Source organism: Streptomyces sp. NBC_00019, assembly GCF_045041015.1.
In the GTDB taxonomy this organism is placed as follows: domain Bacteria; phylum Actinomycetota; class Actinomycetes; order Streptomycetales; family Streptomycetaceae; genus Streptomyces.
The window spans coordinates 10759515-10778297 of record NZ_CP108302.1 but is presented as its reverse complement, the minus strand read 5'-3'; the positions used below and the strand labels follow the sequence as shown (position 1 = coordinate 10778297).

Genomic DNA, 18783 nt, shown 5'->3' with positions numbered 1-18783 from the left:
TTTACCCGCGGGCGGCTCAGCCGTTGTCGGCGAGGAGAGGGACGGTCCACTCCAGAGTGGTGCCGGTGGGACGGTGTGGAGCGAGGGTGAGGGTACCGCCGAGTTCCGCGGCACGGGTGTGGAGGTTGGCCAGTCCGCTGCGCCGGGTGCGGGCAGGGTCGATGCCCAGGCCGTTGTCGGTGACCCGCAGCCTCAGGCGGGCGATGGTGACCTCGACGCTGACGTCCACGGCGGTGGCGTGGGCGTGCCGGGCGGTGTTGGTGAGTGCTTCGCGGAGCACGGCGATCAGGTGGTCGGCGATGTCGTCGGCGACCTGGGTGTCCAGCAGGCCGGTCATCCGCAGTGCGGGGCTGAAGCCCAGGACGGCGGAGGCCCGGCCGGTCTCGGCGACCAGCCGGGTCCGCAGGCCGGTGTCCCTGTCGGTGCCGCGTCGCCCGAGGGCGTAGATCGTGGACCGGATGATCTTGATGGTCTCGTCAAGGTCGTCCACGACCCCTTCGATGCGCTCGGCGGCCTGCGGGCGGTCGGCGACCTGCGCAAGGACCGATTGCAGGGACATTCCCCCGGCGAACAGCCGCTGAACGGCCAGGTCGTGCAGGTCGCGGGCGATACGGTCGCGGTCACCCAAGAGCTGGAGCTGTTCGGCCGCGCGACGGTGTTCGGCGATCTCCAGGGCGAGTGCGGCGTGGTTGGCGAATCCGGCGATCATCGCGACGGCCGCGTCGGCGAAGGCCGGGCGGCCGGGAAGAGCGGAGACCTGGAGCACGCCGCGTACGTGTTCGGGGGTGCCGAGGGGGACGAGAAAGGCCGGCCCCAGGGGGAGTCGGGCGGTGTCGTGTTCGGTTCGGGGGTCGGTGCTCCAGTCGTCGGTGGTGATGGTCTCCCCGGATGTGTAGACCTTCGCGGCCAGCGTGGTGTCCGGCAGGACCAGCCCGCGGACGCTGTCGCTGTCCTGGCCGGCGGCGGCCTCGACGACCAGGTTTCCGGTGCCGACAACGGGCACGGCGAGGGACACCAGACTGGCGTCGGCCATCTCGCGGACCGTGGCGGTGAAGGTGTCCAGGACCTGCGCGGGGTCCGTTCCGTGCAGCAGGCGGCGGGTCAGTTCGCTGCTGGCCGTCAGCCAGCGTTCGCGGCGCTGTACGGCGTCGTACAGGCGGGCGTTGTCGATCGCCACCCCGGCCGCGGCGGCCAGTGTCGCCAGTACCACCTCGTCGTCGGCGTCGAACTCCGCCCCGCCGCGCTTGTTGGTCAGGTACAGGTTGCCGAACACCGCCTCGCGCACTCGTACCGGGACGCCCAGGAAGCTCCGCATCGGCGGATGTCCCGCCGGGAACCCCGTGGCGTCCTGGTGCTTGTTCAGGTCGGCCAGCCGCAGCGAGTGCGGCTCGCGGATCAGCAGCCCCAGGATGCCCCGGCCCTGCGGGTAGTGCCCGATGCCGGCGATGGTCTCCTCGCCCATGCCGACCGTGACGAACTGTTTAAGACCGCCTTCCTCGCCCAGCACCCCCAACGCCCCGTACTCGGCGTCGACCAGGGTCACCGCGGACTGCACGATCTGCCGCAGCACCATCGCCGGATCCAGATCGGTCCCGACGGCCAGGACCGCCTCCAACAGCCCGCGCACACGCTCCTGGGTAGCACGTACCTGCGCGATCTGCGCCTGCAGATCGTCCAGCAGCTCATCCATCCCCAGCCGAGGCGCCGCCGCTCCCTCCCACCGCGCAGCGCCCGAGTTCCCGTCCACGCCGGCTCCCCTCGGGAAGGCAACTGCCCTCAATCCCTCCAGCATGCATCGGCTCGACCACCGATGGCAAACCGCGATCAGCTGTTCACAACCAGTGAATGACAGCGATGTCCACTGCGGGACCTGATGGGTATCCCCATGCCCAAGTCACCCCACGCGGTGCCGCCCCGCCCCTGACGGACAGCTCCTTCCGCGGCGGTACGCCTTTTCGATCCCGGCCACCGCCGGCACCGTACGGCCAGTACCGGTGGGTGCCCCGTCGTCGCTGCGGGCATCGGCGCCGGTCATGCGTCACTTCCCCGGGTCGGGCCGGTCCGTCGCCCCCGGCAGACCCGGAGCACCCCAGAGCGGGAACCAGCGGCCCAGGTCCTCCTCTATGCGCAGGTCGTCCTTGACCGTGGCCTTGACCTGGAGTTCCAGCGGGTTGTCGCGTTTCCGGCCGGGCAGTGGAGCGAACGGGTAGAAGCTACCGCGCTTGTAGAGGTAGACCAGCGCGAGCGGGCGCAGCTCGGCGTCGTGGAAGGTGACCAGGGAGCACAGGAGTTGCGGGCCGAAGCCGCTGTCCTGCAGGGCGGAGTTCACCGCGTGGAGATCGTTGACCAGCGCGGGCAGATCACCGGGGTCGCGGCGAGAGAGCAGCCACGAGTATCCGTAGGCGTCGCGGCTGAACTCCACCGGTACGCCGCCCCGTTCGCAGTCCGCGTCCAGCAGGGCTTGCACCTCCTGTTGGACCTGGGCGAATGCCCCGCCCTCGATGGCGGCGAAGCACACCGCGCCTTCGCCGGTCGGAGTGAAACCGATCGCGGCCTGGAGGGTGATCGCCGCCGAAGGCAGGCCGAAGAGCTGGTCCAGGTCGGGCTTGACCGGCTTGGTCCGGCCGAGCAGGACGTCCAGGAAACCCATGGGTCCTCAGCTCCTTCTCCTCATGTCTCTCCACGCGGTTTCCCACCGGCCTCGCCCAGTTCGACGGAGATCTCCGCGAGCGCCTCGATGCGGCGTTCCAGGCTGGGGTGGGTGGAGAAGAGCTTGGCGATCACCGTGCCGGGCCCGAGGGCCGGGGTGAAGAAGAACGCGTTGAACGCCTGGGCGGTGCGCAGATCCTTGGTCGGGATACGGGCGATGTCGCCGCTGACCTTGGTCAGCGCCGAGGCCAGCACGGAGGGTTTGCCGGTGAGCATGGCCGCGGCACGGTCGGCGGCCAGCTCGCGATAGCGGGACAGCGCCCGGATCAGCAGGAAGCTGAGGGCGTAGACGAGCGCGGAGACCGCCATGACGATCCCGAGGAGGGCGGCGGTGTTCTGGTCGCGGTCGTTGCGTCCGCCGAACAGCTGGGAGTAGAAGGCGAAACGGACGATGAGCCCGGCGATCACACCCAGGAAGGAGGCGATGGTGATCACCGCGACGTCGCGGTGGGCGACGTGGGACAGCTCGTGCGCGAGGACGCCTTCGAGTTCCTCGGTCTCCAGGCGGCGCAGCAGTCCGGTGGTGACGCAGACGACGGCGTGGTCGGCGTTACGGCCGGTGGCGAACGCGTTGGGCAGGTCCATCTCGGAGATGGCCACCCGGGGTTTGGGCATGTCGGCGGTGGCACAGAGCCGGTCGATGACGCCGTGCAGCTCGGGCTGTTCCTCTGCTGTGACGAGGTGGCCGTGCATGGCGTACAGGGCGATCCGGTCGGAGAACCAGAACTGCGCGCCCAACAACCCTGCCGCGATGACGACCACCACGACCACGGACTTGAGCAGCACGATCAGCGCGGCGATGAACGCCACGTACACCAGCCCGAGCAGGAACATCGTGACCACCATGCGGGCGGTCAGCTGCCGGTCGGGTTCGAAACGGCTTCGCATCGTCATCGCCCCGGGATCAGGCCGTCGTCGGAAAGCAGTTCACGCACCTGCCGCAGGGTGGTGTCCTCGTCGGGCAGCACCAGGTCGGACGGTGTGATCCGCTCGTCCGGCAGTGGTGTGCCGAGGCTGCGTACCGCGTCCAGCAGGGCCGACAGGGCGGAGGCGAACTCCGTCTCGTCGCCCGCGTCGGCGGCCGACTGCAGGGCGGAGTCCAGTTGGTTGAGCCGGGTCAGGTGCTGTTCGGCGATCTCGTACTGGCCCTCGCCGAGAATCCGCATGATCATGACGTCTCCTTCTGGTCCGACGAGCCCTTCGACGGTTGTGTGCCCTCCACCGCCAGCGGGGTAGCGGCGGCCGGGAGCTGGGCCTTCATCCGGGCCAGCTCGATCTCGACGTCCTGGCCCGCGGTGACGGCCTCCAGTTCGGCCTGGATATCGTCACGCCCGGCTGGCAGCGTGGCGTCCTCCAGCGCACCGGTGGCGATCAGCTCGTCCAGTGCACCGGCCCGAGCCTGGAGTTGCTCGGTCTTGTCCTGGGCGCGTTGCATGGCCAGGCCGACGTCGCCCATCTCCTCGCCGATGCCGGTGACGGCCTCGGTGATGCGGGTCTGCGCCTCGGCCGCGGTGTAGGTGGCCTTGATGGTCTCCTTGCGGGTGCGGAACGCGTCCACCTTCGCCGCCAGACGCTGTTCGGCCAGGATGAGCTTCTCCTCCTGCTCCTTCAGCGACGCCTGCTGGGTCTGCATATCGGTGATCTGTGAGGCCACGGCCGTGCGGCGGGTGAGCGCCTCTCGGGCCAGGTCCTCGCGTCCCACGGCGAGCGCCTGACCGGCCTGGTCCTGCAGCTTGGCCGTGGACTGCTGCAACTGGGTCACCTGCAGCTCGACGCGCTTGCGGCTGGTCGCCACATCGGCAAGGCCGCGTCGCACCTTCTGCAGCATCTGGAGCTGCTGCTCGTAGGAATAGTCCAGGACCTCGCGTGGGTCCTCGGCCTTGTCCAGTGCCTTGTTCGCCTTGATCCGGAACAGGGCGGCGATGCGGTGGGTGATGCTGGTCATGGCGACCGCCTCCTCAGTTGGCTTGCTCGTGTTCCGCACGGCCCGTCACCGGGCTTGTGCCGCTTCGGGTCTCGGCGGACGTCCGGCGGGGGCGTCTGGGCCAGAAGGCGGGCGTGCGGGCGGCGTAGGTGTCCCACTGTTCACCGAACCGGTGGGCGACCTCGCCGCTCATCCGCCGCTGGTGGTCAGGCGCATCGATCCCGCCGTGCGTTCGCAGGCCCGCACACCGGCGTCCGGCGGCCTCCAGGCCGACGCGGCGGCCCCGGAGCCGGGCCACAGGAGGGCAGCGGTTCTCGCGGGGTGCGATCAGGCGGCCTGTGTCGTAGGCCAGTGTCGCCATGATCAGCACGCCGATCGACATCGCCGCCGGCGTCTGCATGACCAGTCCCCTCCATCACGATGCGTCCAAGACAGGTCCCCTGCCGTTTCCGTGTGTCTCAGCGGAAGGGCTTGTGGTCGTGCGGTTCGCGGCCTTTGGGTGCCTCGTCGTGGCCGGGCCCGCGTCCGTGCACGTCACCGCCGCGCATGCCGCGCATCATGAAGAACATCATCAGCGGGCAGGCGAGCACGATGAGGAGGAAGGCGAGGTCGCCCAGCGGCACGCCGAGCGCCAGTGCGCCGACCACGACGATGGCCACCGCGACCGCGTACAGGCCGTAGTTCCTGTTGTTGTTCATAACCGGTCCTCCTCCTTGGGAGGGGCCTCAGTGTTTGGTGAGAGGGCCGGAGGAGCGCAGGACGGCGAGGCGTCGCTGGTACTCCTCTTCATCGATGTCGCCGCGGGCGAACCGCTCGGCGAGCAGCTGCTCCGGCGAGGGCCCGGCGAGGGTGTGGGGATGCTGCTCGGGGGCGCGGTTCACGGCCCGGAAGAACAGGACGGCAGCGGTGATGATCAAAGCCCAGAACAGGATCATGCTGGCCGACATGGCGAACCAGCCCCAGCCGCTGACGTCGTGGTCGTACCAGAACATTGCGATTCACTTCCCCGCACTCGGGGGCTGCGGGCTCGGGGCCCGCCGTCCGGTCGGCGTTCTCTGGTCCTTCCACAGTCGCCCCGTCCGGGTCCCCTGCACAGGGCCGCCCGGCCCCCTGCGCCGGGACGTTCAGCCCTTACCTGGTAGGGGTAGCGGGGCGACGCTGGGGGTGTGCCATCCCGCAGAAGGGACGATCCGCCATGGATGTCGCCGATATCGCAGTAGTGGTCCTGGCCGTCGCGTTGATCGCCGGTTTGGGCTGGTTCTTCTTCGGCCCCCGCAAGGCGCGCACCGCGCGGCTGGAGGGCGGGGTGCAGTACGTCGAGGTGACCGTGCGGGGCGGCTACAGCCCCGACGTCATCAAGGTCCGCCAGGGGATTCCGCTGGAGCTGGTCTTCGACCGGCAGGAGTCCGGCGAGTGCACGTCACGGGTGGTCTTCCCCGACCTGCGGGTGAGTGCCGGGCTGCCGGCGTATACGCGCACCACCGTGCGGGTGGATCCGGCCGAGACCGGTTCCTTCGGGTTCGCGTGCGGGATGAACATGATCCACGGCACACTGCTCGTCGAACCGGACAGCGGGCAAGGTACCCCGGACAGTCGTGAGACCCACGTCGCTCCTGCCGCAGGGCCTCCCGGCGGTGATACCTCGGCCGGCGAGGCGGAGGCGTCGGAGGCCGCCGAGCGGCACGCGGAGATCACCGACCTGACGCGCAGGGTGGCCATCGGCGCGGCACTCACCGCACCGGTCCTCTTCGCCGTGATGGCGCACGAACTCTTCGGCGCCGACTGGGTTCCGGGCTGGATGCTCAACCACTGGTTCCAGCTGGCTCTCGTCACTCCCGTCATGTTCTACACGGGGTGGCCGATCCACGTGACGGGCTGGCTGACCCTGCGCCACCGCGGCGCGGACATGAATTCCCTGATCACGCTGGGCACTTCGGCCGCGTACGGCTACAGCCTGCTGGTCACGCTGGCCCCGGGTCTGCTGCCCGAGGACGTGCGCGAGGTGTACTTCGAGGCGGTCGGGGTGATCCTCACCCTGATCCTGCTCGGCCGCCTGCTGGAGGCCCGTGCCAAGGCCGGAACCGGCGAGGCCATCCGTGCGCTGCTGGGTCTGCAGGCCCGCACCGCCCGGGTGATCCGCGACGGAACCGAGGCCGAAATCCCCGTCGAGGACGTGGTTGTGGGCGACGAGATCGTGATCCGGCCCGGTGAGAAGATCCCGGTCGACGCCGAGGTGCTGTCCGGGTCGTCGGCGGTGGACGAGTCCATGGTCACCGGCGAATCGATGCCGGTCACCAAGCGGGCGGGCGACACGGTCATCGGCGCGACCGTGAACACCACCGGGTCCTTGCGGGTGCGCGCGAGCAAGGTCGGCGCCGACACGATGCTCGCCCAGATCATCCGCCTGGTGCAGCAGGCCCAGGCGTCCAAGGCACCGATCCAACGGCTCGCCGACGCCGTCTCCGCCTACTTCGTGCCCGCCGTCATCGCGATCGCCCTCGCCGCCTTCACGCTCTGGTACACCGTCGGCCCCGCCCCCGCGCTCACCCTCGCGCTGGTCTCCGCGGTCGCCGTACTGATCATCGCCTGCCCCTGCGCGCTGGGCCTGGCCACCCCGCTGTCCATCATGGTCGGCACCGGCAAGGGCGCCCAGGCGGGCATCCTCATCCGCTCCGCCGAGGCCCTGGAGACCGCCCACAAACTCGACACCGTCGTCCTGGACAAGACCGGCACCGTCACCGCGGGCAAGCCCGTCCTCACCGACGTGCACCCGGCTGACGGGTTCGACGAGGCCAGGCTGCTCGCCCTGGCCGCGGCGGCCGAGGCCGACAGCGAACACCCCCTCGCGGGCGCCATCGTCACCGGTGTTCGGGACCGGGGGCTGGCGCTGCTGCCGTCGTCCGGCTTCGACTCCGTCACCGGCAAGGGCGTACAGGCCACCGTGGACGGCCGCGCCGTGCTGGTCGGCACCGCCCGCCTGCTCTCGGACGTCGGCATCGACACCAGCGCCCTCGCCCCGGTCGCGGCCGAACTGTCCGCCCAGGGCAAGACCCCCGTACTCGCCGCCGTCGACGGCCGGGCGGCCGGAGTGCTGGCCGTGGCCGACACCGTCAAGGACGACTCCGCCCAGGCCATCGCCGCACTGCGGCACCTCGGCATCGACGTGGTCATCCTCACCGGCGACAACGCACGCACCGCGGCCGCCATCGCCGCCCTGGTCGGAGTGAACCGCGTGCTGGCCGAAGTACTTCCCGAGCACAAGGCCGACGAGATCCGCCGTCTGCAGGGCGAGGGCCGCACGGTCGGCATGGTCGGCGACGGCATCAACGACGCCCCCGCCCTCGCCGCAGCCGACGTCGGACTCGCCATCGGGACCGGCACCGACGTCGCCATCGAGGCCGCCGACATCACCCTCATCTCCGGCTCCCTGACCGGCGTGGTCACCGCCGTCCGCCTGTCCCGTGCCACCATGCGCAACATCCGGCAGAACCTGTTCTTCGCCCTGATCTACAACGCCGTCGGCATCCCGCTCGCCGCCGGCGCCCTCTACCCGATCTGGGGCATCCGCCTCAGCCCGATCATCGCCGCCGCCGCGATGGCCCTGTCCTCCCTGTCCGTGGTCACCAACTCCGGCCGCCTGCGCCGCTGGCGCCCCACCCCCCTGCCGACGACCGCACCGGCCCCGGTCGAGCCCCGGGTCGAAACCGCCGCCGACCGGACCGCGCCCGAGGCCGGAGCCGATCACCAGCACGACCACCCCACCACAGTGGTGGACCCGGTGTGCGGCATGCGCCTGCACCCGGCGACAGCCGCCGAACGACGCGATACCGCCGCGGGCAGCCTCTACTTCTGCTCCCCGCAGTGCGCAGCCGCCTACGACGCAGCCCCGGACCGCTACCGCATTCCGGCGGCCGGTGGAACGCACGAAGGAGATGAGCCCCGATGACCATCGCCCCCAGTGACAGCGCCCTCGCGCCCGCACTCCGTGGTTACGCGGATCACAAGCCCGATCACCTCGCCCGGCTGCACAAGATCGAGGGACAGGTACGCGGGCTGACCCGCATGGTCGACGACGACCGCTACTGCATCGACGTCCTCACCCAGATCACCGCCGCCACCCACGCCCTGCAAGAGGTCGCACTGGGCCTGCTCGACGACCACATACGGCACTGCGTCCAGGAAGCCGTCCGCGCCGACCAGGACACGGGCGAGACGAAGTACGCCGAACTCACGATCGCCCTGCGACGCGCGCTGCGCCTGTGAAGGGGCGGACGAGACGGCAACAGGGGGCCGGGCTAAAATCGCGCCGTGGTTACGGCCCGGTCGCCCTCCGCCAAGACGCATGCGCGGCGCCGTCCTCGTCCCTCTCGGCATCACCGCGTCGTTCGTCAGTACGTCATCAAGGACGCGGACGAGCCCGGGCAGGACACGCACAGCACCGACGAAGCTCCTCCCGCCACCGGTGCACAGGCGCCCAGTTCGTCCCCGCCGGCGGACAGCGGCACCTCTCCGAAGCCGGGTCACGACGACGGCCACAGCCATTGACCGAACGGCCGCAGGACGTACACGCACCCCCGCACGTCGGTCGCCGTGGTCGCATCGGCTTCCGGCGCACCGGCCTCACGCCCTCACGACGGCCGCCCGATCCCAGCGCATGGTCACCAGGTACGGCTTCGAACCGAGCCGTCGCGATCGCCAGCAGTTCGGTGGCGGTGCGGCTGCCGTCGACCGCAACGGGCGTGTTCATCAACCAGGCGGCAGTGTCGGCCACCGTCGCGGGAGGAGTGACGGGCAAGGTGCGAAGCCCCTCGCGACAGGAGCAGAGCAGCATCTCGTCCTGCTCGCGACCGGACACGAACCACCCCACGACAGGCGGTTCTGGCTTGGCGGGGGTGCTCCGAGGGTCTGGACGCTGGAATGTCCCTGGTCAGGTTGTATGAACTCCTGGCCAGGGACACGCAGACACCTGTCTCCCCAAAGAAGGCTCTGCCGCCCCGGGCCGTCTCCGGGGCGTCCATCGCGTCGGGTGCTTCTGAGAGAGTCCCTAACTCTTGCGGAGCACCACTGGGGTCTGTGTCATTGATACGCCCTCCGGCGTTTCGTGGAGAGGGCTGGTTGGGCACACCCTGGCCCTGACCGGCCTGTTGCGCTGTCCCCCTCTTCTCAGGTCGCCCGGTTCGCAGGGAGTCGGTGGCCAGGAGCAGCTCTGGCCTCCCGACACGGTGGGCATTCTGACCTTCTGCCGGCATCACCGGCTCCGGTCTCGCACGGCCCTGCCCGTCGGTCCGCGGGTCTCGGGTGTGTCACGGCCGAGGAGGGCTCTACTGGATAGGTGACGTGAACCGTGTGCGAGCCAGCCCCGCATGTCGTGCTCCAGCAAGGAGGACCGGTAACGAGGGCCGACCGGCCCTGTCCGGATTCGCGTCAGGCGAGGAGCGTGAGAGACACACCCCGTTCCGAGCAGGAGTGAGGATCATGCTGCAACACCGGACCGTGCAGGATCTGATGACCCACGGCGTCGTGCACGCCCGCCCGGACACCCCGTTCAAGGCGGTCGCGGCGATGCTCACCAACAACGACATCACGGCTGTCCCCGTCGTCGACGACCGCAACTGCCCGATCGGCGTGGTCTCCGAGGCCGACCTGCTGCGCCACGAGGCCGTCCTGCCGGATCCCGAGGGACACGCCCCCGCACTGCGGCTGAGCCCGCGGGACCGTGGCCGTGCCGAGGCCGACACCGCCGGCGGCCTGATGAGCGCACCGGCGATCACCGCCCGCCCGCAGTGGAGCATCGTGGAGGCGGCACGGGCGATGGACCGCCACAGGGTCAAGCGGCTGCCCGTGGTCGACGAGACCGGACAGCTCGTCGGAATCGTCAGCCGCAGCGACCTGCTGCGGGTCTTCCTCCGCCAGGACACCGCGATCGCTGAGGAGATCACACGCGAGGTCCTGCACCGCACCCTGAGGGTGGGCCCCGGCGCGGTCGATGTCACCGTGACCGACGGAGTCGTCACTCTGCGCGGCAAGGTCGGGACCAGGAGCCTCGTCCCCGTCGCGGTACGGCTGTGCCGTGCGGTCGACGGAGTGGTGGCCGTGCACGACGAGCTCGGCTTCGACGTCGACGACAGCGAGGCCGGGGCCGCGGAGAAGCCGTACGCGGACGGCGTCAGCGGATCAACCGGCCGTCAGTGAAGCCGACGGGTCCTTCTCCCGCTCCGCCTCCTCCAGGAGGGTGTTTGACGGATCTCCTAGGACTACAGCCGGTGGTTTCACGGTGCGTGAGCGCGGTGCGGTAGTGGCTGGTGCGGGCTCGGGTCTGGTGGTGAGTGCGCCAACGGCACCGGACAAAGGCACCCATGCGCGGCCCGACACGTACATGCGCGGGGGCCCTGCTGGGCCAGCGATCGAACACCTGAAGCGGGTGTCGCAGGTTCGAATCCTGCCGGGGGCACAGAGAGAAGGGCCGGCCCAGGAGAGAGGTTTCCTCCCGGGCCGGCCCCTCGCCGTCTCCAGGCTCGTGCCACACCCGTGCCACTACATCTGTGTGGAGGCCGGATCCCCTGGCCGAAGGAGCGCTGTGAACCGCGGCACGTACGTCATCCCCCCGCCCGACGAAGTCAGGCGAGCTTCTTCAGCTGCGCGTCGACGATGTCCTGGGGGATGGTCGGGGGTTGGAAGGGGTTGAGGGACAGGAAGGTGGCGATGGTGGAGTCCTGGCGGACGACCAGGATGGTGATGGGGATACCGGGCCCCCCGCTGGTGATGATCTGGGTGGCGTCGAAGGCGAGGGTCTCGTCGCCGTAACCGGAAACGGACCGGGACTGGGTACCGGAATACCCCAGCCCAGCACCCGGGTGGGCAGCGGACGGGCGCATCTCGGCGGTGGCGCACTTCGGAAGCGCTGCGCGCAGTTCGGTCATCACCGTGCGGGCGTCGGCAAGGGTGTAGGACGTCAGGCCGACACTCGCGTGCGGCCCGAGATCGTCGGAGGCGGACACGATGTCCTGGCTGACCTGGGCCGTGAAGTCGTGCAGGCTGCCCAGCTGTGCCGCCGCGAAGACGGGGCGGCAAGGTGCGGGTGTGACGGCACGGTAGGTCGTGAGGTCGTCGTGGTTCACCGGGCTGCCCTTGCCCGTGACGGTGTTGACGGTATAACCGGGGACGTCGTGCGCGGTCAGCGCCAGGCGGTCGAGGCCCTTCTGGTTGAGGCCCTTCCCGGCCGCGGAGGCGGGCGATCCGGATGCCTGCTGCGACGCCGAGCTCGCAGACGAGGCGGCCCCGGCGGTCGCAGACTGCTTACGTCCCCCAGCATCGTCCCCGCTGTCCGCACCACACGCGCCGGTCAGCGCCAGCACCGACACGACACCCGCCGCCCCAACGACCCGTCTTCCGACCGCAGAAGTATTCATCATTCGCCCACCCCCCGGCGCCCCGACTCGGAGCACCCACACAAGAAGCCCCGGCGTGTGCCGAGGCTGAAGTTCACAGGGAGCCTAGCGGGAACAGCCCGTGGGTCCACGGTGAGTGAGCGCGGATGCGCCGGCAGGCAGGTACGGATCGTGGTGCCGTATTCGGTCAACTTGACCCGGCCCTGAAGGACCGGGCTTGGAGGTAGCGCCCAACTGGCTGCTGGGTTGACTCCTCCGTCCAGACACCCCTATCGGGTGGCAGGGACGCGTGACTCACGCCCCGCGTTCCACACGCTCTCGCCACGGGTGGCGATGTTGTGGGAAGCATTCCGGTCGGCGTGGGCAACGACCCCGCACCCCCGGCAGATGAAAAGTCCCTGGTCGACACGGTTGCGTTTGTCGACGTGGCCGCACTCGGCGCATGTCTGGGACGTGTACGCGGGATCGACGAAGACCAGGGGCACGCCTGCCCGCTTGGCCTTGTAGACGATGAAGTCTGCGAGCTGGGCGAAGGACCAGGAGTGGAGCGCGACCCGTTGGGGCTTGCGGAGCCGTACCCTCTGCCGGATTCCCTTGAGTTCTTCCAGGGAGATCCCGGCCGAGGTGCGTTCAGCCTCGGTCACGATCGTCTTGGCGATGGTGTGGTTGGTGTTCTTGACGTGCCGCGCCTCGCGGCGGGAGCGCTCCTTGAGCCGGCGCGTGGCGGACTTGGTGCGCTTCTTCTGGAGCTTGGCCCGCAGGGCAAGCTGCCTCTTGCGATACCGGTTCAGGGCGCGTCCGGCGGCCTGGTAGCCGGTGGATGTGGTGGCGATGTTGACGATGCCGAGGTCCACGCCGATGAAACCGTCCGGCTCGTACGTCTCGGCTTCGGGAACCTCGCACGTGGCGATCAGATAGAAGACGCCGTCACGCTCGATCAGGTCGGACTCGCCCTTGCGGTACTGCTGGAGCACCTTGAGCGCGTCCGCCGAGCACACGAACCGCACGCCCTTCAACCGGCCTTCGGTGGTCCAGATCGAGACCGTCCGCTGGTCGTACTGCCAGCTCAAACACCGGTCGTCATACGGCTGCGCGGCATCGGGACGGAACGTGATCGGCTTCGACTCCGCCTTGCGGCGGCGCTTCGACTTCGGCTTGCCGAGGTTACCGGCCCGGATGTTCGCCCTCAAGGTGGTGTAGGCGTCGCGCACCTTCTTGATGGTGTGCTGGGCGGCCTGCGCCCCGAGACCTTCGGCCTTGAGGCGCGGGTAGGTGTGCTTGCGCAGCTCGTACTCACGCGGCACCCCGTAGGCGAACGCCACTTTGGAGACCCAGCACGCCAGATCGTTGACCGTGCGCAGGGTCACGGACAGCGCGGCGGCCTGCTCGGCCTCCGGCATCAGCTTCACCTGCGTCACGATCTTCACGACGATCACCGTACTACAGTTGATCTATGTCACCACGCTGGGAACCGAACCCCAACATTCACAGGGGCCGTACGGTCGTCTCCACCCTTCACGCCCACTTGGTCTTCACACCCAAGCACCGGCGCGGACCGTTCACCGACGAGATCCTTACGCGCTGCGAAGAGATCATGCGGGCCGTGTGCGCCGACTTCGAAACCGAGCTGGTGGAGTTCAACGGCGAGCGTGATCACGTCCACCTGCTCGTGCACTACCCGCCCAAGGTCGCCATCTCGCGGTTGGTCGGCTCCCTCAAGGGGGTGTCCGCCCGCAGACTCCGCCAGGAGTTCCCCGGCCACATCCGCAAGTACCTGTGGGGCGACCACTTCTGGTCCCCGTCCTACTTCGCCGCATCCTGCGGCAGCGCACCGCTAGAGATCATCAAGGAGTACATCGAGAACCAGAAGCGACCCGACTGAGGGCAACAGTGCAGACCCGTGCGCCCATGCAGGTCACCCCTGTCTTGAGAAGCGCTTCCTCCCGGGCGTGAACGCCCGGGGTTCCGCACTAGATCATGCTGAACTGTCGGTTCAGGAGCTATTCGGGAGCTTCGGCCGGCCGTAGTTGCGGGGAAAGGGCCTTCGGCCGCAGCTCACCACGCGGCGTTTCCGGGCCTGGCTCGAGCAGAGTGCACCCGGCAACCCACCTCGCGACACGCCACCGGCACGATGACCGCCGTCATCCGGCCCATTCACTGTGCCGGTCCGAAATTACGCGTCGCACGGCGATCCTCAGCGAGAGGGAGACGCGGATCGTCGTGCCGGCGGCCGCGGTCATCGCCGGCCCAGGGCGGCGGTCGCGCGCTCTTCGCCCCACCCACCCGCTCGCCCACGATGGTCTGCGTGACCTCACTGGTGCGGTGGAGCGGCTCAGCGTTTCGGCTTGGGGTCTCTTGGCTACTGTGGTGCTCCCCTGGAACAGGCGCCGGAAGGGTGCAGCGGCTTCCGGTCACTCTGCGCCGGTGGGGAGGCAGACGGTGAACGTGGTCGATCCGGGGCGGCTTTCGAGTACGACGCTTCCGCCGAGGGCCTCCACCACCGCCGCCACGATGGACAACCCGAGGCCGGTGCCGGTGCCCACGTCCTCGGTGCGGCGGCGGTCCCCGTGAGCGAAGCGTTCGAAGACCTTGGCCCTGATGTCCTCGGCGACGCCCGGTCCGTCGTCGTGGACCTTCAGTGCCGCCGCACCGGCGTCGGTCTGCAGGGAGACGGTCACCGTGCTCCCGACGGGGGTGTGCAGGCGGGCGTTGGCCAGCAGGTTGGCCAGCACCTGTTGGAGGCGGTGGGCGTCGCCCGGCACCGTCACGGGCTCCTCGGGCAGCTCCAGCGTCCAGCGGTGTCCGGGGCCCGCGGCCTGCGCGTCCGTCACGGCATCCAGGACGAGGCGGGTCAGGTCGACGGGACGGCGTTCCAGTGGGCGGCCCGCGTCGAGGCGGGCGAGGAGCAGCAGGTCGTCGACCACCTCGCCCATCCGGGCGGCCTCGGCCTCGATGCGCTCCAGGGCCCGTACGACCTTCTGCGGCACCGGGTCCGGGTGCAGCAACGCCAGTTCCGCGTGGCCGCGGATCGACGCCACAGGCGTACGCAGTTCGTGGCTGGCGTCGGCGGCGAAGCTGCGCAGCCGTTCCTCGCTCGCGTGCCGTTTGGTCAGCGCGTCCTCGACGTGGCCGAGCATCGCGTTGAAGGCACCGGCGACACGTCCCACCTCGCTGCGCGGATCGCTCTCGGGCGCACGGGACGGAAGAGCCACCTCGCCGCTCGAGAGCGGCAGTTCACTGACCCGGGTGGCGGTCGCGGCCACGCTGCTGAGCGGGCGCAGTGACCAGCGCACCCACAGCGCTCCCGCGACGCCGGCGACAGCAAGCGCCGCGCCGAAGACGATGGCGGCGACCAGTTCCAGCCGGTGGATGGTTGCCTCCACGGACTCCATGGGCAGCCCGGTGATCAGGACGTCGCCGTCCCGGCCGTGGGTCGCCATCATGCGGTAGTCGCCCAGTGAGGAGAGGTCCATCGTGTGTCCCTCGCCGTCGGCCGGCAGTTCTGTGAGCTCTCTTGTGTCCTGCGCGCCGAGCGATACGGTCACCGTGCCGCCCGTACCGCTACCGGACGGCACCACAGCAGCGTTGGTGACCGTGTCGCCGACCAGCCGGGCGCCGAAGGTTCCGACGGCCTGGCGGCGGGTGTCACCGTCCTCGTCGCCGTCGTGGTCGGACGGCAGCGTCCCGCCGTGCTCCAGGCTCGCCGGGAAGCGCACCCCCGCCTCGTGCAACTGCTGGTCGAGACGGTCGGTGAGAAATCCGTTCAGCTCCACCACCGCGGCCACCCCGACGGCCGCGCAGCTGACCGCGAGCAGCACGACGAGGCCGGCGGTGAGCCGTGCCCGCAGCGTGTGCAGGCGCAGCACAGTGGGCAGCCACCGACGTGGCCTCACCGGGTCACCGGCTTGAGCACGTATCCGGCGCCCCGCACCGTGTGGATCATGGACGGGCGGCCTGCGTCCATCTTCTTGCGCAAGTAGGAGATGTACAGCTCGACGACATGGGCCTGGCCGCCGAAGTCGTAGGACCAGACCCGGTCGAGGATCTGCGCCTTGCTCAGGACGCGCCGCGGGTTGCGCATGAGCAGGCGCAGCAGTTCGAACTCCGTCGGGGACAGTTCGATCAGTTCGCCGCCCCGGGTGACCTCGCGGGCCTCCTCGTCCATGACCAGGTCGCCGACGGTCAGCCGCGGCCCGTCCTCCGCCTGCCGGGCCATGCCGGCGCGGCGCAGCAGTCCGCGCAGGCGGGCGACGACCTCCTCCAGGCTGAACGGCTTCGTCACGTAGTCGTCACCGCCAGCCGTGATGCCCGCGATACGGTCCTCGACGGCGTCCCGCGCGGTCAGGAAGAGCACGCACACGTCGGGGCGTACGGCGTGCAGCGAGCGCAGCACGGCGAAGCCGTCGGTGTCCGGGAGCATGACGTCCAGGACGACGGCGTCGGGCAGCAGTTCGCGCGCCTCGGCGACGGCCGAGACGCCGTCGCCCGCCGTGCGGACCTCCCAGCCCTCGTACCTCAGGGCGCCGGAGAGGACCTCGGCGAGGTCGGGATCGTCGTCGACGACGAGGACCCGGAGCGGGGCGCCGTCGGTCCGGGTCAGTGCAGGGCGGGCGGGGCCGCGGGGGCGGTGGGTGTTCATCTCACGTACCAGGATGCGGCCTCGCCTCGTTCGGGGCCGCTTCCCGGACCTCTGAGTTCGCTCTGAGTCCGCCGTTCCCCTGGACCGCCCTGGCCGCCCTCCCCACCTGCGGCGGGGCCGCGCCGCAGGCCACGCGCTGAGAGCGGGCTCAGAGGTTGCGTCGGCACAGTGGCGTCCCGCACGGCCGACGGACGTGCGGACAGACAGCCGAAGGGACACACGGATGACGACGGCGTACGCGCAACGACGGGTCGCTCCCGCGCCTCCCGCGCCACGGCGCTCCCCCGCCGGCCCCCTGCTCGCCGCCCTGTGGGGCGGGGCCGCCGCCCTGATCGCCCTGTGGTGGCACGACACGGGCTCGGTCGTGGGTGCCGCGGGCTGGCTGACCGGCGCCGGGCGGATCGCGGGGCTGCTCAGCGGGTACGCCTGCGCCGTCCTCGTCGGTCTGATGGCCCGCGTCCCGCTCCTGGAGCGGCGGATCGGGTCGGACCGGGTGGCGCGCTGGCACGCGATGGCGGGCCGCTACACGATCTGTCTGCTGGTCGCCCACGTCGTACTGATCCTTCTCGGGTACGCCGCCCAGGACGGCTCATCGATCGTGGACGAAACGCTCACCGTGGTCCTGGACTACCCGGAGATGCTCAAGGCCACCGCCGGTACCGCCATCCTGTTCGCGGTCGGGCTCGTCTCCGCCCGCGCGCTGCGCCGCCGGGTCAGCCACGAGTTCTGGTACTACCTGCACCTGCTCACGTACGCCGCGGTCTTCCTCTCCTTCGGCCACCAGCTCGCCCTGGGATCCGACTTCACCGGCAACGGGCCCGCTCAGACCGCCTGGTACGCGCTGTACCTGGGCGTCGCGGCGCTGGTGGGGTGGTTCCGGATCCTCGCTCCGGTACGGCTCAACCTGCGCCACCGGCTCCGGGTCGACTCCGTGCACCGGGAGGCGCCCGGCGTGTACTCCGTCATCATCCGTGGCCGGAGGCTGCACGAGATGGGAGCACGGCCGGGACAGTTCTTCCGCTGGCGGTTCCTGACCGAGGGCATGCGCTGGACCTCCACGCCGTACTCCCTGTCGGCGCCGCCGCGCCCGGACCTGCTGCGCATCACCGTCAAGGCGCTCGGCGACCACAGCGCCGCCGTCGCCCTGCTGCGGCCGGGCACCCGCGTGTGGGCGGAGGGCCCCTACGGGGCGCTGACCGCCGAGCGGCAGACCTCACACAAGTCGCTGCTGATCGCGGGTGGTGTCGGCATCACCCCGCTGCGGGCACTGTTCGAGACACTGCCCGGCGACGTCACCCTCCTCTACCGTGCCCGCACGGCCGAGGACCTCGCCCTGGGCGGCGAGCTGGAGGCCGTCGCACGGTGGCGCGGGGCGAAGGTGCTGTACGCGCTCAACGGCGCGTACGGCCGGCGCCCGGATCTCACGGCCCACTCTCTGCGCGCGGCTGTGCCCGATCTGGATGCCCACGACGTGTACCTGTGCGGCCCGCACGGGTTCGCGCGGGAGCTGTACGAGGCGCTGCGCACCGCCGGGGTCCCGGACCGCCGTATCCACCACGAGTCCTTCGAGCTGTGAGGCCGTCTTGCACACGTTGAAGAAGAACCGCCCGCTGCGCCGCATCGTGCTGGCGGGTGCCGCAACCGTGTCCGGAATAGTGCTGTTGCTGTCGCTCAAGCCGCACACGACGCCCGCTGTCGCCGGAGTGGCCACCGTTCCCGCACCGTCCAGCAGTTCAAGCGGCACCAGCGGATCGGCCACGGGTACCCGGACCCTCACCGGGGACTCGGTCCAGACCCGCTACGGTCCCGTCCAGGTCCGCGTCACCCTGAAGAACGGGAAACTCACCGACGTCACCGCCGTCACCTATCCCCAGGAAAACCCGAGGGACCAGCAGATCAACAGCTACGCCATCCCGCAGCTGACCAGAGAGGCGCTCACCGCCCAGAGTGCCGACATCGACACCGTCTCCGGAGCCACATACACCAGCGAAGGCTACCGCCAGTCCCTCCAGTCGGCGCTGGACTCCGCGAGCAGCTGACGCCTGTCCTCGCCCATCGACCAGGACATGGGCGGTCTCCAGACGTCGAGGCCGCCGAGGACACCGGAACCGGTCGGCGCCGCC

18 protein-coding genes are annotated in these 18783 nt (G+C 70.1%); 6 read left to right on the top strand and 12 right to left on the bottom strand.

Going from position 1 to position 18783, the window contains the following annotated elements:
* Window positions 1-16: 16 nt before the first annotated feature.
* The 8 genes from OHU89_RS50105 to OHU89_RS50070 form a co-directional block, all read right to left on the bottom strand.
* The gene (locus tag OHU89_RS50105) at window positions 17-1690 is read right to left on the bottom strand and encodes a GAF domain-containing protein (RefSeq protein ID WP_405655039.1); all 1674 of its coding nucleotides are present in this window, start codon (window positions 1688-1690) and stop codon (window positions 17-19) included.
* A gap of 348 nt (window positions 1691-2038) precedes the next feature.
* Window positions 2039-2650 (bottom strand): hypothetical protein, encoded by a 612-nt coding sequence (locus tag OHU89_RS50100; RefSeq protein WP_405653404.1) that lies wholly within the window; start codon window positions 2648-2650, stop codon window positions 2039-2041.
* Between the two features lie 20 nt (window positions 2651-2670).
* Window positions 2671-3597 carry a zinc metalloprotease HtpX gene (gene htpX / locus OHU89_RS50095; RefSeq protein WP_405655037.1) on the bottom strand — a complete coding sequence of 309 codons (927 nt, stop codon included), beginning with the start codon at window positions 3595-3597 and terminating at the stop codon, window positions 2671-2673.
* A 2-nt stretch (window positions 3598-3599) separates the two neighbouring features.
* On the bottom strand, window positions 3600-3881 hold the full coding sequence (locus OHU89_RS50090) for a hypothetical protein (protein ID WP_405653402.1): 282 nt from the start codon (window positions 3879-3881) through the stop codon (window positions 3600-3602).
* Window positions 3878-4654 (bottom strand): PspA/IM30 family protein, encoded by a 777-nt coding sequence (locus OHU89_RS50085; protein ID WP_405653399.1) that lies wholly within the window; start codon window positions 4652-4654, stop codon window positions 3878-3880. The genes OHU89_RS50090 and OHU89_RS50085 overlap by 4 nt, the downstream gene beginning before the upstream one ends.
* Before the next feature lie 13 nt (window positions 4655-4667).
* A complete protein-coding gene (locus OHU89_RS50080) occupies window positions 4668-5033 on the bottom strand; it encodes a hypothetical protein (protein WP_405653397.1) in 366 nt (121 codons plus the stop codon).
* A gap of 58 nt (window positions 5034-5091) precedes the next feature.
* Window positions 5092-5331, bottom strand: a complete 240-nt coding sequence (locus OHU89_RS50075; RefSeq protein WP_405653394.1) for a DUF2933 domain-containing protein — start codon at window positions 5329-5331, stop codon at window positions 5092-5094.
* Between the two features lie 27 nt (window positions 5332-5358).
* The gene (locus OHU89_RS50070; RefSeq protein WP_405653392.1) at window positions 5359-5625 is read right to left on the bottom strand and encodes an SHOCT domain-containing protein; all 267 of its coding nucleotides are present in this window, start codon (window positions 5623-5625) and stop codon (window positions 5359-5361) included.
* A 203-nt stretch (window positions 5626-5828) separates the two neighbouring features.
* Here OHU89_RS50070 and OHU89_RS50065 point away from each other — a divergent pair, with 203 nt between their 5' ends.
* The 3 genes from OHU89_RS50065 to OHU89_RS50055 all read left to right on the top strand — a co-directional run bounded on the left by OHU89_RS50065 (window position 5829) and on the right by OHU89_RS50055 (window position 10825).
* A complete protein-coding gene (locus tag OHU89_RS50065) occupies window positions 5829-8579 on the top strand; it encodes a heavy metal translocating P-type ATPase (RefSeq protein WP_405653389.1) in 2751 nt (916 codons plus the stop codon).
* Window positions 8576-8896 (top strand): metal-sensitive transcriptional regulator, encoded by a 321-nt coding sequence (locus OHU89_RS50060; RefSeq protein ID WP_405653387.1) that lies wholly within the window; start codon window positions 8576-8578, stop codon window positions 8894-8896. Before OHU89_RS50065 ends, OHU89_RS50060 begins: the two co-directional genes overlap by 4 nt.
* Window positions 8897-10111: 1215 nt before the next feature.
* Complete coding sequence (locus OHU89_RS50055) at window positions 10112-10825, top strand: CBS domain-containing protein (protein ID WP_405655034.1); 714 nt, start codon at window positions 10112-10114, stop codon at window positions 10823-10825.
* Between the two features lie 425 nt (window positions 10826-11250).
* Here OHU89_RS50055 and OHU89_RS50050 read toward each other — a convergent pair whose 3' ends face one another.
* Both OHU89_RS50050 and OHU89_RS50045 read right to left on the bottom strand, forming a co-directional pair.
* Window positions 11251-11988, bottom strand: coding sequence for a hypothetical protein (locus OHU89_RS50050; protein WP_405653385.1), 738 nt, complete (start codon window positions 11986-11988; stop codon window positions 11251-11253).
* A 302-nt stretch (window positions 11989-12290) separates the two neighbouring features.
* Window positions 12291-13421, bottom strand: coding sequence for an RNA-guided endonuclease InsQ/TnpB family protein (locus OHU89_RS50045; protein ID WP_405655032.1), 1131 nt, complete (start codon window positions 13419-13421; stop codon window positions 12291-12293).
* Window positions 13422-13474: 53 nt separating this feature from the next.
* Here OHU89_RS50045 and tnpA point away from each other — a divergent pair, with 53 nt between their 5' ends.
* On the top strand, window positions 13475-13903 hold the full coding sequence (tnpA, locus tag OHU89_RS50040; protein ID WP_405653383.1) for an IS200/IS605 family transposase: 429 nt from the start codon (window positions 13475-13477) through the stop codon (window positions 13901-13903).
* A 529-nt stretch (window positions 13904-14432) separates the two neighbouring features.
* On the opposite strand, the gene OHU89_RS50035 is transcribed toward tnpA, so the two are convergent.
* Both OHU89_RS50035 and OHU89_RS50030 read right to left on the bottom strand, forming a co-directional pair.
* Window positions 14433-15914, bottom strand: coding sequence for a sensor histidine kinase (locus tag OHU89_RS50035; RefSeq protein WP_405653381.1), 1482 nt, complete (start codon window positions 15912-15914; stop codon window positions 14433-14435).
* A complete protein-coding gene (locus OHU89_RS50030; RefSeq protein WP_405653378.1) occupies window positions 15911-16660 on the bottom strand; it encodes a response regulator transcription factor in 750 nt (249 codons plus the stop codon). Before OHU89_RS50030 ends, OHU89_RS50035 begins: the two co-directional genes overlap by 4 nt.
* A gap of 223 nt (window positions 16661-16883) precedes the next feature.
* Between OHU89_RS50030 and OHU89_RS50025 the strand changes: the two genes are divergently transcribed.
* Together OHU89_RS50025 and OHU89_RS50020 are read left to right on the top strand one after the other, a co-directional pair.
* Window positions 16884-18236: a ferric reductase-like transmembrane domain-containing protein gene (locus tag OHU89_RS50025; protein WP_405653376.1), complete on the top strand. Its 1353-nt coding sequence runs from the start codon at window positions 16884-16886 to the stop codon at window positions 18234-18236.
* Window positions 18237-18243: 7 nt separating this feature from the next.
* Window positions 18244-18699: an FMN-binding protein gene (locus tag OHU89_RS50020; RefSeq protein WP_405653375.1), complete on the top strand. Its 456-nt coding sequence runs from the start codon at window positions 18244-18246 to the stop codon at window positions 18697-18699.
* Window positions 18700-18783 lie beyond the last annotated feature (84 nt).